This is a genomic window from Salmonella sp. NW645, assembly GCF_051703725.1.
Taxonomy (GTDB): domain Bacteria; phylum Pseudomonadota; class Gammaproteobacteria; order Enterobacterales; family Enterobacteriaceae; genus Salmonella; species Salmonella enterica.
Map to the genome: position 1 here is coordinate 53,274 of NZ_JAMMKR010000003.1, position 14,840 is coordinate 68,113.

Genomic DNA, 14,840 nt, shown 5'->3' on the forward strand with positions numbered 1-14,840 from the left:
CGCAACATCTTACCCATAAAACAATAAAGACAGTGGAGAGCAAACCCTATGGCACAACACACACCTGCAACATCGCGCGCCGGCACGTTCGGCGCAATACTGCGCGTGACAAGCGGCAATTTTCTTGAACAGTTTGATTTTTTCTTGTTCGGATTTTACGCCACCTATATCGCCAGAACGTTTTTTCCGGCGGAAAGCGAATTTGCCTCATTAATGTTGACCTTTGCCGTCTTTGGCTCCGGTTTTTTAATGCGCCCCGTCGGCGCGATTGTGCTTGGCGCCTATATTGACAGAATCGGACGTCGTAAAGGGCTGATGGTGACGCTGGCGATTATGGGCTGCGGTACGTTGCTCATCGCCCTCGTCCCCGGCTACCAAACGATCGGCCTGGCAGCGCCTGCGTTGGTGCTGTTGGGCCGGTTATTACAAGGATTTTCTGCGGGCGTTGAGTTAGGCGGCGTCTCGGTCTATCTGTCCGAAATCGCAACGCCAGGCAATAAAGGGTTTTATACCAGTTGGCAATCCGCCAGTCAGCAGGTCGCGATTGTTGTCGCCGCGTTGATTGGTTATAGCCTGAATATCACGCTGGGACACGACGCGATATCGGAGTGGGGCTGGCGAATTCCGTTCTTTATCGGCTGTATGATCATTCCGCTGATTTTTGTTTTACGTCGTTCATTACAAGAAACAGAAGCGTTTTTACAACGCAAGCATCGCCCCGACACCAGGGAAATTTTTGCAACTATCGCCAAAAACTGGCGCATTATTACAGCCGGAACGCTGCTGGTGGCGATGACCACCACAACGTTTTATTTTATCACCGTTTATACGCCGACCTATGGCAGAACCGTGCTTAATCTCAGCGCGCGGGACAGTTTGATCGTCACCATGTTAGTGGGGGTGTCCAATTTTATCTGGTTACCCATTGGCGGCGCGATTTCCGACCGGATTGGCCGTCGCGCCGTGTTAATGGGCATTACGTTGCTGGCGCTGATCACCACCTGGCCCGTCATGCAGTGGCTGACCGCCGCGCCCGACTTTACCCGCATGACGCTGGTACTGCTGTGGTTCTCTTTCTTTTTTGGCATGTATAACGGCGCAATGGTCGCGGCGTTAACCGAAGTGATGCCAGTCTATGTGCGTACCGTTGGTTTCTCGCTGGCCTTTAGCCTGGCGACGGCGATTTTTGGCGGCCTGACGCCGGCCATCTCTACCGCGCTGGTAAAGTTAACCGGCGATAAAAGCTCGCCCGGCTGGTGGCTGATGTGCGCAGCGTTATGTGGACTTGCCGCGACGGCGATGCTGTTTGTACGTCTGAGTCGCGGCTATATCGCGGCAGAAAATAAAGCCTGAAAAAACCACGGGCGGAAAACATTCGCCCGTGGGTGGCAAGGCAGGGTTTTATTGCACGTTATTATGACTGCGAATTTCCTGCCAGACCTTATCGCAGTCAGCCTTGACCGCCTGATCGTTACCCGTGCGCGTCGCCTGAATGCACTGCTGATAGTCCAGTACCCGCACGCTTTCTTCGTTAGCAAATTGCTGATGTTTACGCTCTTTTTTAAGGACATTCAGCACGCTTTGGCAGGCCTCTATCTTCTCAGGCGAGCCCTGTGCGGTATTGATACAGGCGCTGTACGCCTCTTTCAGCCGACTATCTTCTTCCGGCGCGGATGATGACGCGCAGGCCGTCAAACCGGCGGTCATGCTGGCGATGAGTAAAATTTTTTTCATAGGTCGTTCCTCAACAGCGCGGCAGACCGGCAGCCTGCCGCATCTGACATCAGAAAATAGTGAATGGCGCAATAACGATAAATTTCACGTCACGTTCATCCTGGAAGATGTTGCCGTAACCACCGCCCCAGCTTGGAATATTGGAGTGGTTGTCATATTCGGTGAAGTGCAGTTTGAACATGGTGCCTTTGGCACGCCCCTCCTGCAGGGTATAGACCGCATCCAGACTGTATGAGGACTCTTCGATAGTGCGGTTTTTGTCGTAGTAAGCATCCGGGTTACTTTGCCAGGTTGCCGGTTTAGCATCCCAGGCGTAAACGTAAGACGCGCCCACAGCCCAGCCCGGCAGATTCCAGTTTTTCAGGTCATACATCGCGCCGAAGAAAACCGCCTTTTCACCGTTAGCGTTAAAGTCGGAGCGGTTATCCCACCAGATATCCAGACGACCGTTTGAAGAGGCGTAGGTTGGCGTCATACGTTGCAGAAAATAGCCCTGCTGACCGTCCGCTTTCACCCAGGTGCCTTCCAGACGCAGGTCAACCACTTCCGCGACTTTGTAGCCGAAGGTCAACGCCTGCAGCCAGGCCGTACCGTCGTAAATATCATTCACGCTGCGATCGTCTACTTTGTCGCGCGCGCCGTAGAACTGGTAACTGGTGGTGAACGGATTGCCGCCTAAATCAAATTTATAGCTGGCCTTCGCGAAATATTGATCGACATAGCCTTCGGACTGACCAAACGCCGCTTCCAGCACCAGATCATTTTTGAAGTCGTACTTCGCGCCGATGGAGTGGAGATAATCCACATTGGTTTTTTTATCCGCCTGATAAAACTTATCCATTTCGGTATGCCACGGCGCTTTATATTCGTTAGTCCACATGTAGGAAAAACTTAACGCGCCCGCATCGCCATAGTCAAAACTGGCGCCGGCTTCCGCACCCTGATAGGTACCCGGCATAAAACTCCAGTGCGGCGCTAACAGCGTCTGACCGGTAGGCTGAATATAACCGGCACGCGCCCAGACCGGGCCATATTTAAATTTCGCGGCGGCTTTATAAAGACTGATACCGCTCTTATCGCCGGAATAGTCTTCGTCGTAGCCTTTATTCTTTTTCGAGAAGGCAATTTCGTTTGGATGACCGCTGTCGCCGTTTTCTGCCATTTCAATCGCGGTAAACGCTGCGATATCCAGACCGAACATATCCGCAGCGTAACCAGACTGAAAATCCAGGTTAGCGTTCCAGGTCGCATGAGAAAGGTTAGTTTTATATTTGTCGCCGTCGGTCACATCTTTGCGATCGCGTTCACGCTGCCAATAATAGATGCCGCCCGTTAACGTGGAGTCGTCGAAAAAGCCGGAGGCTTGCGCCTGCGGAACAACGATCCACCCCGACATTGCTGTGATACCGGCGATAGCCAGAGCCAGCGTACTACGTTTGCCACTAAACGTACGCATAAGTTAATCCTCTTTGACGTATAAATTGCTGCCGACAAAAGCGAACAGCGAAAAAATAAAAATAAAAAGTAGCGCTGAGAAACCTCATTTACTACGTTAAATAGACTATTTTTCGCGATGCGAATTATCAATCTCTTTCTGTAACCAGTATGTAATAATATGAGCAACCGCACATATTTAATTGCTTTCTGTTACATTCGGCTGCTGGTGGGGGAAGCAGACCGCCAGAAAGAAAATTGACTTGTTTTCCATAGGCATGAAAATAATTGTCTCCTGTTGACCTGACGCTTATAACATTTAGATTAATAATCATTTATCAGATCAATAATTTTCAGAGAATAATTAATTCGCCTCGCAAAAAAGAGAATCGACTTAGAAATGCAGAGAAAAAACGCCGCAGAACGCGGCGTTGATAAGGTATTTTTACAGTATTCGCCTGTAGGTGCAGTGCTTATTCGCCCGCTTTCGCCCAGGTATCACGCAGGCCCACGGTGCGGTTAAAGACCAGCTTATCGGCCGTTGCATAGCGGCTGTCGAGGCAGAAGTAGCCTTCACGTTCAAACTGGAAAGCTTTTCCTGCTACCGCCGCTTTCAGCGACGGCTCGCCATACCCCTGCTTAATCACTAATGATTCGGGGTTGATAACAGACAGGAAGTCCTCCGCGGCGCCCGGGTTCGGCACGCTGAACAGACGGTCGTAGAGACGGATTTCAATCGGCAGCGCATGTGCTGCGCTAACCCAGTGGATTACGCCTTTCACTTTACGCCCGTCAGCCGGATCTTTACTCAGCGTATCGGCATCATAGGTACAGAAGATGGTGGTGATATTCCCTTCGGCATCCTTCTCTACGCGCTCCGCTTTAATAACGTAGGCATTACGCAGACGCACTTCTTTGCCCATCACCAGACGCTTGTACTGCTTGTTCGCTTCTTCGCGGAAATCTGCGCGATCGATCCAGATCTCACCGCTAAACGGCACTTCACGGCTGCCCATCTCCGGTTTATTCGGATGGTTAGGCATGGTAACCATTTCGCTCTCACCCTGCGGGTAGTTTTCGATAACCAGTTTTACCGGATCGATTACCGCCATTGCGCGCGGCGCGTTTTCGTTCAGATCTTCGCGAATGCAGGATTCCAGCGACGCCATCTCAATGGTGTTGTCCTGCTTGGTGACGCCGATGCGTTTGCAGAACTCACGAATAGAAGCCGCGGTATAGCCGCGACGGCGCAGACCGGAAATAGTCGGCATACGCGGATCGTCCCAACCTTCGACGTGTTTGTCGGTCACCAGCAGGTTCAGCTTACGCTTGGACATCACGGTGTATTCCAGATTCAGCCGCGAGAATTCGTACTGGCGCGGGTGAACCGGAATGGTGATGTTGTCCAGTACCCAGTCGTACAGACGACGGTTGTCCTGGAACTCCAGCGTACACAGAGAATGAGTAATACCTTCCAGCGCATCGCTGATGCAGTGAGTAAAGTCGTACATCGGGTAGATGCACCACTTCGTGCCGGTCTGATGATGCTCGGCGAATTTAATGCGATACAGCACCGGATCGCGCATCACGATAAACGGCGACGCCATGTCGATTTTAGCGCGCAGACAGGCTTTACCCTCTTCAAAACCGCCGGTACGCATTTTTTCAAATAGCGCGAGGTTTTCTTCCACGCTGCGATCGCGGAACGGGCTGTTTTTACCCGGCGCGGTCAGCGTACCGCGGTATTCGCGGATCTGCTCCGGCGTCAGCTCATCAACGTAGGCCAGGCCTTTATTGATCAGCTCGACCGCATAGGCGTGCAGTTGGTCAAAGTAATCGGAGGAGTAGCGAATATCGCCAGACCAGTGAAAGCCTAACCACTCGACGTCGTTTTTGATCGAATCAACGTACTCGATATCTTCTTTTACCGGGTTGGTGTCATCGAAACGCAGGTTGCACTGGCCCTGATAATCTTGCGCGATGCCAAAGTTCAGGCAGATAGATTTCGCGTGGCCGATGTGCAGATAGCCATTCGGCTCCGGCGGAAAACGGGTATGGACAGTGGTATGTTTACCACTCGCCAGATCTTCATCAATAATCTGACGAATAAAGTTAGTCGGGCGGGCTTCAGCCTCACTCATCGTGGATTCCTCAAAGCGTAAACAACGTATAACGGCATATGATCTTATAAGCCGGACAGACTGACAACCTTTAGTTACTTAAAAAGTGGCTTTGCAGAAAATATTGGGGCTAATTGCGGTAAAAAAAAGCGGCGAAGGTTCCCCTCTGCCGCTTATGTTTTCTGTGATATCGCCGGATGACGTCTTACGCCTTATCCGGCCAGGAAGCGATTATTTGCTCTTGATCTCGTACAGTGGCGTTTGACCCGCTACCACGTGACCATCCGCTTTGATGACCAGAGCGCTGAAGTCATCGCTGTTGCTACAAACAACCGGGCTTATCATGGAACGCGCATTGGCATTCAGGAAGTCCAGATCCAGTTCCAGAACCGGCTGACCCGCCGTGACTTCCGCCCCCTCTTCTACCAGACGCTTGAAGCCCTGACCGTTCAGAGCGACGGTATCGATACCCATATGGACAACGATCTCCGCGCCTTTTTCGGTTTCCAGACAGAACGCGTGGTTAGTGTTGAAGATTTTCACGATAGTACCCGCGGCCGGAGAAACCACGGTTTTATCGGTGGGTTTCACTGCTACGCCGTCGCCGACCGCTTTGCTGGCGAAAGCTTCATCCGGTACCTGATCCAGCGCCACTACCTCACCGGTAATCGGAGAGACCAGTTCAGCGATAGTCACCGCATTCGGCACCGCCTGGGGTTTGGCCGCCGGAGCAGGTGTTGCAACGTGAGCCGCATCAGCAGACGCTGCCGCGACCGGCCCCCGCGCCACCACTTTCTTCATTTCATCGCCAATCGATTCCGCTTTCGCGCCGACAATAACCTGAATGGTCTGTTTGTTCAGTTTCACCACGCCGGAAGCGCCGAGGCGTTTGCAGGCCGCATCGTTGACACGAGCAGAGTCATTCACGGTCAGGCGCAGACGGGTAATACACGCATCGATCGCTTTCAGGTTGTCCGTACCGCCAACCGCAGCAATATAGCTGGTCGCCAGTTGCGTTAACCCTTCTTCGGTGTTGCTGTTGGCTTCTTCCGTTACCATCTCATCAACTTTATCTTCGCGGCCCGGCGTTTTCAGGTTAAACATACGAATAACCGCGCTGAACAGCAGGAAGTAGATGATAAAGAATACAACGCCCATCACCAGCAACATCCAGACGTTATTGCTGGCCGCTGGCAGGTTATACATCAGAACATAGTCGATCGCGCCTGCCGAGAAAGAGAAGCCTGCATGGATACCCAGCAGCGTCGCGACGAACAGGCTGATACCGGTCAAAATGGCATGCAGGAGGTACAGCAGCGGCGCCAGGAACATAAACAGGAATTCCAGCGGCTCGGTTACGCCGGTCAGAAACGCGGTGATCGCGACAGACAGCAGCATACCGCCCACCATCGGACGACGTTCTTTCGGCGCGGCGAAATACATCGCCAGAGCGGCGCCCGGCAGACCAAACATCATGATCGGGAAGAAGCCGGACATAAACATCCCCGCCGTGCCGTCGCCAGCATAGAAGCGGTTGATGTCGCCGTGGAATACAGTGCCTGCGGCATTGGTGAATTCACCAATCTGGAACCAGGCGATGGTGTTCAGTACCTGATGCAGACCGGTTGGGATCAGCAGACGGTTGATGAAGCCAAAGATACCGGAACCCAGCGCGCCTGCGGAAACGATCCATTCACCGCCCGCATGGATGCCATGCTGTACCGGCGGCCAGACGTAACCGAAAATAGCGGCCAGCACCAGACAGAAAAAGCCCGTTGCGATCGGCACAAAACGTTTTCCACCGAAGAAACTGAGAAAATCAGGCAGTTTGATACCAGACCAGCGATTATAAACCGCGCCGCCGACCAGACCGGTAATAATCCCCGCCAGCACGCCCATGTTGATTTCCGGGTTAATCGTCACCATCGCTTTGGTCATGACGAAGTAACCCACGGCTCCCGCCAGCGCTGCCGCGCCCGCGCTATCTTTAGACCAACTGGATGCCACGCCGATAGCGAAGACCAGCGCCAGGTTATCGAAAATAGACCCGCCCGCTTGCGCGATAAACGGCATATTCAGCAAATCTGGTTGGCCGAATCGCAGCAACAACGCTGCCACCGGCAACACGGCGATAGGGAGCTGCAACGCCCTACCCAGCCGCTGGAAAAAACCTAAAATATTCATCTTATTCCCCCTACGAGACGCCGATATGGCTTCTTTGAAGCCGTTTTTTATTGTGTTGCAAACGTTAAAAACGTGATGTTCTGTAATCGAACGGTGAGATCATCTTCTACAGAGTGTGTGGAAAATTAATTCGCCTCGCAAATTAAACGGGTGTTTTTTGTGATTATAATCACTAAATATCGTAATCACCCCCACCATCCACTGGCTAACACGGAAAACTTATTTTATGATTCAAAAAATCAGGACGGATTGAACACGAACCCTGGATATCCAGGTTACGCTTAATACGATCCGCCAAATTTTGACATTGATTATTGAGGTGAAGAATGAGACTGATCCCCCTGAGTACCGCAGAACAGGTTGGCAAATGGGCCGCTCGCCATATCGTTAACCGTATTAATGCGTTCAAACCGACCGCCGATCGTCCGTTTGTCCTTGGACTGCCTACCGGCGGCACGCCGCTAACGGCGTACAAAGCGCTGGTTGAGATGCACAAAGCGGGCGAGGTCAGCTTTAAGCATGTGGTCACCTTTAATATGGACGAATATGTTGGCCTGCCGAAAGAGCACCCGGAAAGCTACCACAGCTTTATGCATCGTAACTTTTTCGATCACGTTGATATTCCAGAAGAAAACATCAATCTTCTCAACGGTAACGCACCGGATATCGATGCAGAATGCCGTCAATATGAAGAAAAAATTCGTTCTTACGGTAAAATCCATCTGTTTATGGGCGGCGTCGGCAACGACGGTCACATCGCCTTTAACGAACCGGCGTCTTCCCTGGCTTCCCGTACCCGTATCAAAACGTTAACCCATGATACTCGCGTAGCGAACTCCCGCTTCTTTGACGGCGACGTAAACCAGGTGCCGAAATACGCGCTGACGGTAGGCGTAGGCACGCTGCTGGATGCGGAAGAAGTGATGATTCTGGTGCTGGGCCATCAGAAAGCCCAGGCGCTGCAGGCGGCGGTTGAAGGCAACGTCAACCACATGTGGACCATTAGCTGCCTGCAACTCCATCCGAAAGCGGTTGTGGTATGCGATGAGCCGTCCACAATGGAACTTAAAGTTAAAACATTGAAATATTTCAATGAATTAGAAGCAGAGAATATTAAAGGTCTGTAATGTTGTCTCCGCCCCGCCAGTCAATGCGGGGCGGTAAATTTTTGATATCGGGGGTCGGAATGTATGCTTTAACCCAGGGCCGGATCTTTACCGGTCACGAAATTCTTGATGACCATGCGCTTGTTGTCGCTAATGGCCTGATTGACCGCGTTTGTCCGATGGCTGAACTGCCGTCGGGAATAGAACAACGCTCATTGAATGGGGCCATTCTCTCCCCCGGTTTTATTGATGTGCAGTTAAACGGCTGCGGCGGCGTGCAGTTTAACGATACCGCAGAAGCCGTCAGCGTTGAAACGCTGGAAATTATGCAGAAAGCCAATGAAAAATCGGGCTGTACTAACTTTCTGCCAACGCTTATCACTACCAGCGATGAATTGATGAAACAGGGCATTCGCGTCATGCGCGAATACCTGGAAAAACATCCGCACCAGGCGCTGGGTCTCCACCTGGAAGGGCCCTGGCTTAATCTGGTAAAAAAAGGCACCCATAATCCTGATTTCGTACGTAAACCAGACGCTGCGCTGGTCGATTTCTTGTGCGATAATGCCGACGTCATCACCAAAGTTACACTCGCGCCGGAAATGGTGCCTGCTGACGTAATCGCTAAACTGGCGAATGCGGGCATTGTGGTTTCCGCAGGCCACTCCAACGCGACGTTAAAAGAGGCAAAAGCGGGCTTCCGCGCCGGGATTACCTTTGCGACTCACCTGTTTAACGCGATGCCGTACATTACAGGGCGTGAGCCGGGCCTTGCTGGCGCTGTTCTGGACGAAGCGGATATTTATTGCGGCGTTATCGCCGATGGTCTGCATGTCGACTACGCCAACATTCGCAATGCCAAACGCCTTAAAGGCGACAAACTTTGTCTGGTGACAGACGCCACCGCACCGGCGGGGGCCAATATTGAGCAGTTCATTTTCGCAGGTAAAACAATATACTACCGCAATGGACTGTGTGTGGATGAAAACGGTACGTTGAGCGGTTCGTCCTTAACCATGATTGAAGGCGTACGCAACCTGGTCGCGCATTGCGGCATCGCGCTGGATGAAGTGCTGCGCATGGCAACGCTCTATCCAGCTCGCGCTATCGGCGTTGATAAACATCTCGGTAGCATTGCGCCGGGTAAAGTCGCCAACCTGACCGCGTTCACCCACGATTTTAAAATTATCAAGACCATCGTTAATGGTGACGAGGTCGTTGACTTGAGTAAGTGAGAATATGACACCAGGCGGACAAGCTCAGATAGGTAACGTTGATCTCGTAAAACAGCTTAACAGCGCGGCCGTTTACCGCCTGATTGACCAGCATGGTCCTATCTCGCGCATACAAATTGCCGAGCAAAGCCAGCTTGCTCCCGCCAGCGTAACGAAAATTACGCGTCAACTCATTGAACGCGGGCTGATCAAAGAAGTCGATCAGCAGGCCTCTACCGGAGGCCGCCGCGCTATCTCTATCGTCACGGAAACCCGTAACTTCCATGCCATTGGCGTTCGCCTGGGGCGTCATGACACCACTTTAACGCTCTACGATCTGAGCAGTAAAGTGGTCGCTGAGGAGCATTATCCGCTACCGGAGCGCACTCAGGAGACGCTGGAACATGCGCTGCTCAACACCATCGCCGTCTTTATTGATAGCTGTCAGCGTAAAATTCGTGAATTGATCGCTATCTCGGTGATCCTGCCAGGGCTTGTCGATCCGGAAAGCGGCGTGATTCGTTACATGCCGCACATTCAGGTTGAAAACTGGGGACTGGTCGAAGCGCTGGAAAAACGGTTTCACGTTACCTGTTTCGTGGGACACGATATTCGTAGCCTGGCGCTGGCGGAACACTACTTCGGCGCCAGTCAGGATTGCGAGGACTCGATTCTGGTGCGCGTCCATCGTGGTACAGGCGCCGGGATTATCTCCAACGGGCGCATCTTCATTGGCCGTAACGGCAACGTCGGCGAAATTGGGCACATTCAGGTGGAGCCGTTGGGCGAGCGCTGCCACTGCGGTAATTTCGGCTGTCTGGAAACCATTGCCGCCAATGTGGCGATTGAACAACGGGTGCTGAATTTGCTTAAACAAGGGTATCAAAGCCGTGTTCCGCTTGACGACTGCACGATTAAAACCATTTGTAAGGCGGCAAACCGGGGCGACAGTCTGGCCTCGGAAGTCATTGAGCATGTTGGTCGCCATTTGGGCAAAACGATCGCCATTGCTATCAACCTGTTTAATCCGCAAAAAATCGTCATTGCCGGCGAGATCATTGAAGCCGATAAAGTCCTGTTGCCCGCTATCGAAAGCTGTATCAATACGCAGGCGTTAAAGGCATTTCGCAAAAATTTGCCGGTGGTACGCTCCACGCTGGATCACCGTTCTGCTATCGGCGCATTTGCCTTAGTTAAACGCGCCATGCTCAACGGAACATTGCTGCAACGTTTGCTGGAAAGTTGATGCGCTCTTATAGTATCGGATTATTCACAAATTCCCTGGGTAGTTCATGACCATCAAGAATGTAATCTGCGATATCGACGGCGTGCTGATGCACGACAACGTAGCCGTACCCGGTGCGGCGGAATTTCTGACGGGGATTCTGGAAAAAGGTCTGCCGCTGGTGCTGCTGACCAATTACCCGTCGCAAACCGGCCAGGATCTGGCGAACCGTTTTGCTACCGCTGGCGTTAACGTGCCGGACAGCGTGTTTTATACTTCAGCAATGGCGACAGCCGATTTTCTGCGCCGTCAGGAAGGTAAGAAAGCGTATGTCGTGGGCGAAGGCGCGCTTATTCACGAGCTCTATAAAGCGGGTTTTACCATTACCGATGTGAACCCTGATTTTGTCATCGTTGGAGAAACCCGCTCCTACAACTGGGACATGATGCATAAAGCGGCATTTTTCGTCGCCAATGGCGCGCGCTTTATCGCCACCAATCCGGATACCCACGGTCGCGGCTTTTATCCGGCCTGCGGCGCGCTGTGCGCAGGCATTGAAAAAATTTCCGGCCGGAAGCCGTTTTATGTCGGCAAACCCAGCCCGTGGATCATCCGCGCGGCGTTAAACAAAATGCAGGCGCACTCGGAAGAGACCGTTATTGTCGGCGATAACCTGCGCACCGACATTCTGGCGGGGTTCCAGGCCGGTCTGGAGACCATTCTGGTGCTTTCAGGCGTATCAACGATCAATGATATTGACAGTATGCCGTTCCGCCCGAGCTGGATTTACCCTTCCGTCGCCGAGATCGACGTTATCTAAACCTGTCCCCTGCCTGATGACGCATAGCTTTCAGGCCTACGGTTCGAACAACATTGTAGGTCTGATAAGCGAAACGCCATTAGGAAAAACATAATTCAATTAAACCACGATAAAACTGAAGATCCATCAATAAATCCACGCAATACGTAATCATTTTTCACTAATCAACAATGACGATTGCATTTTTCATTTTTCAGACCGTAATCCCCTTGCGCCTTCCACGCCTTTGCGGCATTTTTTAGTCAAGCAAACACAAAAAGTACGACGCAACAGATTAACGGAGAAGGCTATGTGTTCTATTTTCGGCGTATTCGATATCAAAACAGATGCAGCGGAACTGCGTAAAAAAGCCCTTGAACTGTCACGCCTGATGCGCCATCGCGGCCCGGACTGGTCCGGCATCTACGCTTGCGATAACGCGATTCTCGCACATGAACGCTTGTCGATTGTTGATGTTAACGCCGGCGCCCAGCCCCTGTATAACGCCAGAAAAACCCACGTACTGGCGGTGAACGGTGAAATTTATAACCATCAGACGTTACGCGCGGAGTATGGCGATCGTTACGCGTTCCAGACAGGCTCCGACTGCGAAGTTATCCTCGCGCTATATCAGGAAAAAGGGCCGGATTTCCTTGACGATTTACAGGGGATGTTCGCCTTCGCCCTGTATGACAGCGAAAAAGACGCTTATCTGATTGGTCGTGACCATATCGGTATTATTCCGCTCTACATGGGCTATGACGAATTCGGCAACTTCTACGTAGCGTCAGAAATGAAAGCGCTGACCCCGGTCTGCCGCACCATTAAAGAGTTCCCGGCGGGCAGCTACCTGTGGAGCAAAGACGGCGAAATTCATCAGTACTATCAGCGCGACTGGTTCGATTACGATGCGGTAAAAGACAACGTTACCGACAAAAACGCGCTGCGCCAGGCGCTGGAAGAATCCGTGAAAAGCCACCTGATGTCCGACGTCCCTTACGGCGTGCTGCTCTCCGGCGGTCTGGACTCGTCGATTATCTCGGCTATCACCAAAAAATTCGCCGCCCGTCGCGTCGAAGATCAGGAGCGCTCCGAAGCCTGGTGGCCACAGTTGCACTCTTTTGCAGTCGGTCTGGAAGGTTCGCCTGACCTGAAGGCGGCCCAGGAAGTGGCTAACCACCTCGGCACCGTGCACCATGAAATTCACTTCACCGTGCAGGAAGGCCTTGATGCCATTCGTGATGTTATCTATCACATTGAAACCTATGACGTGACCACTATCCGCGCCTCAACGCCGATGTATCTGATGTCGCGTAAGATCAAAGCGATGGGCATCAAAATGGTGCTCTCCGGCGAAGGTTCCGATGAGGTGTTTGGCGGCTACCTGTACTTCCATAAAGCGCCGAACGCCAAAGAGTTACATGAAGAGACGGTCCGTAAGCTACAGGCGCTGCATATGTATGACTGCGCCCGCGCCAACAAAGCGATGTCCGCCTGGGGCGTGGAAGCGCGCGTACCGTTCCTGGATAAAAAATTCCTCGACGTGGCGATGCGTATCAACCCACAGGATAAAATGTGCGGCAACGGCAAGATGGAAAAACACGTGCTGCGCGAGTGCTTCGAGTCTTATCTGCCAGCAAGCGTCGCGTGGCGTCAGAAAGAGCAGTTCTCTGACGGCGTAGGCTACAGCTGGATCGATACGCTAAAAGAGGTGGCGGCGAAACAGATTTCCGATCAACAACTGGAAACCGCCCGCTTCCGCTTTCCATACAACACGCCGTCGTCTAAAGAAGCGTACTTGTACCGGGAAATTTTTGAAGAGCTGTTCCCGGTGCCAAGCGCGGCGGAATGCGTACCCGGCGGCCCGTCCGTCGCCTGTTCTTCCGCCAAAGCCATTGAGTGGGATGAAGCATTCAAAACGATGGATGACCCATCAGGCCGCGCGGTCGGCGTGCATCAGTCGGCGTACCAGTAAATTAACGATGACGAAAGAGCCCTTAGGGGCTCTTTTTTTATAGCAAACCACTTTCGGAAAAACGATTAATACCCAATAATTGCCGAATATTGCGCCACGCTGTTCGCAACCTAACCAAACAGACACTTTCCGACGTTTTTCGATGAAAAAGAGGTTGACGCTTCAAGGCTCAATACGCATAATGCGCCCCGCAACGCCGATAAGGTAACGCGAAAAAAAGATGGCTACGTAGCTCAGTTGGTTAGAGCACATCACTCATAATGATGGGGTCACAGGTTCGAATCCCGTCGTAGCCACCATCTTTTTTTGCGGGAGTGGCGAAATTGGTAGACGCACCAGATTTAGGTTCTGGCGCCGCAAGGTGTGCGAGTTCAAGTCTCGCCTCCCGCACCATTCACCGATAAGCGTTGTACGGATGGGGTATCGCCAAGCGGTAAGGCACCGGTTTTTGATACCGGCATTCCCTGGTTCGAATCCAGGTACCCCAGCCATATTTCTTCGAGTTTGCGGTTCACCGCGACGGTATTGGGGTATCGCCAAGCGGTAAGGCACCGGTTTTTGATACCGGCATTCCCTGGTTCGAATCCAGGTACCCCAGCCATCGAAGAAATCATCTGGCTACGTAGCTCAGTTGGTTAGAGCACATCACTCATAATGATGGGGTCACAGGTTCGAATCCCGTCGTAGCCACCATATTCAGAACGCGTCGAGGTATTCGACCGGTTCGAAAATAATTTGTTGGGGTATCGCCAAGCGGTAAGGCACCGGATTCTGATTCCGGCATTCCGAGGTTCGAATCCTCGTACCCCAGCCAGTTTTAAAGACGCTCTGCTAATGAGCGCAAGAAGTACGACAATTGGGGTATCGCCAAGCGGTAAGGCACCGGATTCTGATTCCGGCATTCCGAGGTTCGAATCCTCGTACCCCAGCCACCTTTAAAAAGCTCGCTTCGGCGAGCTTTTTGCTTTTCTGGCAATTCGGACTGCCTGATGGCGCTACGCTTATCAGGCCTACGGGCGAATACAGACCGGGTAAGGTATTACCGCCAC

At 52.3% G+C, this 14,840-nt stretch carries 10 protein-coding genes and 7 tRNA genes; 13 read left to right on the forward strand and 4 right to left on the reverse strand.

The features are described 5' to 3' along the window. Positions 1–48: 48 nt before the first annotated feature. Positions 49–1,353, forward strand: a complete 1,305-nt coding sequence (gene tcuC, locus NA389_RS07420; protein ID WP_000057014.1) for a tricarballylate/proton symporter TcuC — start codon at positions 49–51, stop codon at positions 1,351–1,353. A 48-nt stretch (positions 1,354–1,401) separates the two neighbouring features. On the opposite strand, the gene chiQ is transcribed toward tcuC, so the two are convergent. The 4 genes from chiQ to nagE form a co-directional block, all read right to left on the reverse strand. Further along, complete coding sequence (gene chiQ, locus NA389_RS07425) at positions 1,402–1,734, reverse strand: ChiQ/YbfN family lipoprotein (RefSeq protein WP_000722262.1); 333 nt, start codon at positions 1,732–1,734, stop codon at positions 1,402–1,404. 49 nt (positions 1,735–1,783) lie between these two features. Next, positions 1,784–3,190 carry a chitoporin ChiP gene (gene chiP / locus NA389_RS07430; protein ID WP_001258803.1) on the reverse strand — a complete coding sequence of 469 codons (1,407 nt, stop codon included), beginning with the start codon at positions 3,188–3,190 and terminating at the stop codon, positions 1,784–1,786. 451 nt (positions 3,191–3,641) lie between these two features. Beyond that, entirely contained in the window at positions 3,642–5,309 is a 1,668-nt protein-coding gene (gene glnS / locus NA389_RS07435) for a glutamine--tRNA ligase (protein WP_001287186.1), read from the reverse strand. Between the two features lie 210 nt (positions 5,310–5,519). After that, complete coding sequence (nagE, locus tag NA389_RS07440) at positions 5,520–7,472, reverse strand: PTS N-acetyl glucosamine transporter subunit IIABC (RefSeq protein ID WP_001023069.1); 1,953 nt, start codon at positions 7,470–7,472, stop codon at positions 5,520–5,522. A 326-nt stretch (positions 7,473–7,798) separates the two neighbouring features. On the opposite strand from nagE, the gene nagB reads away from it, so the two are divergent. The 12 genes from nagB (at position 7,799) to NA389_RS07500 (ending at position 14,723) form a co-directional block, all read left to right on the forward strand. Beyond that, positions 7,799–8,599, forward strand: a complete 801-nt coding sequence (gene nagB / locus NA389_RS07445) for a glucosamine-6-phosphate deaminase (RefSeq protein WP_001237061.1) — start codon at positions 7,799–7,801, stop codon at positions 8,597–8,599. A gap of 59 nt (positions 8,600–8,658) precedes the next feature. Then, positions 8,659–9,813: an N-acetylglucosamine-6-phosphate deacetylase gene (gene nagA / locus NA389_RS07450; protein WP_000271193.1), complete on the forward strand. Its 1,155-nt coding sequence runs from the start codon at positions 8,659–8,661 to the stop codon at positions 9,811–9,813. A gap of 4 nt (positions 9,814–9,817) precedes the next feature. After that, positions 9,818–11,038, forward strand: a complete 1,221-nt coding sequence (gene nagC, locus NA389_RS07455; protein WP_000187579.1) for a DNA-binding transcriptional regulator NagC — start codon at positions 9,818–9,820, stop codon at positions 11,036–11,038. Positions 11,039–11,084: 46 nt separating this feature from the next. Beyond that, the gene (gene nagD / locus NA389_RS07460) at positions 11,085–11,837 is read left to right on the forward strand and encodes a ribonucleotide monophosphatase NagD (protein ID WP_000153143.1); all 753 of its coding nucleotides are present in this window, start codon (positions 11,085–11,087) and stop codon (positions 11,835–11,837) included. A gap of 289 nt (positions 11,838–12,126) precedes the next feature. Beyond that, positions 12,127–13,791 carry an asparagine synthase B gene (asnB, locus tag NA389_RS07465; RefSeq protein ID WP_000337030.1) on the forward strand — a complete coding sequence of 555 codons (1,665 nt, stop codon included), beginning with the start codon at positions 12,127–12,129 and terminating at the stop codon, positions 13,789–13,791. Between the two features lie 222 nt (positions 13,792–14,013). Then, positions 14,014–14,090 (forward strand) — tRNA-Met (locus NA389_RS07470). 9 nt (positions 14,091–14,099) lie between these two features. Continuing rightward, positions 14,100–14,184 (forward strand) — tRNA-Leu (locus NA389_RS07475). Positions 14,185–14,207: 23 nt separating this feature from the next. Next, positions 14,208–14,282, forward strand: a tRNA-Gln gene (locus tag NA389_RS07480). Between the two features lie 35 nt (positions 14,283–14,317). Then, positions 14,318–14,392: transfer RNA gene (locus NA389_RS07485), tRNA-Gln, on the forward strand. Between the two features lie 15 nt (positions 14,393–14,407). Continuing rightward, positions 14,408–14,484: transfer RNA gene (locus NA389_RS07490), tRNA-Met, on the forward strand. A 46-nt stretch (positions 14,485–14,530) separates the two neighbouring features. Further along, positions 14,531–14,605 (forward strand) — tRNA-Gln (locus tag NA389_RS07495). Between the two features lie 43 nt (positions 14,606–14,648). Next, positions 14,649–14,723: transfer RNA gene (locus NA389_RS07500), tRNA-Gln, on the forward strand. The last annotated feature ends 117 nt before the right edge of the window (positions 14,724–14,840 follow it).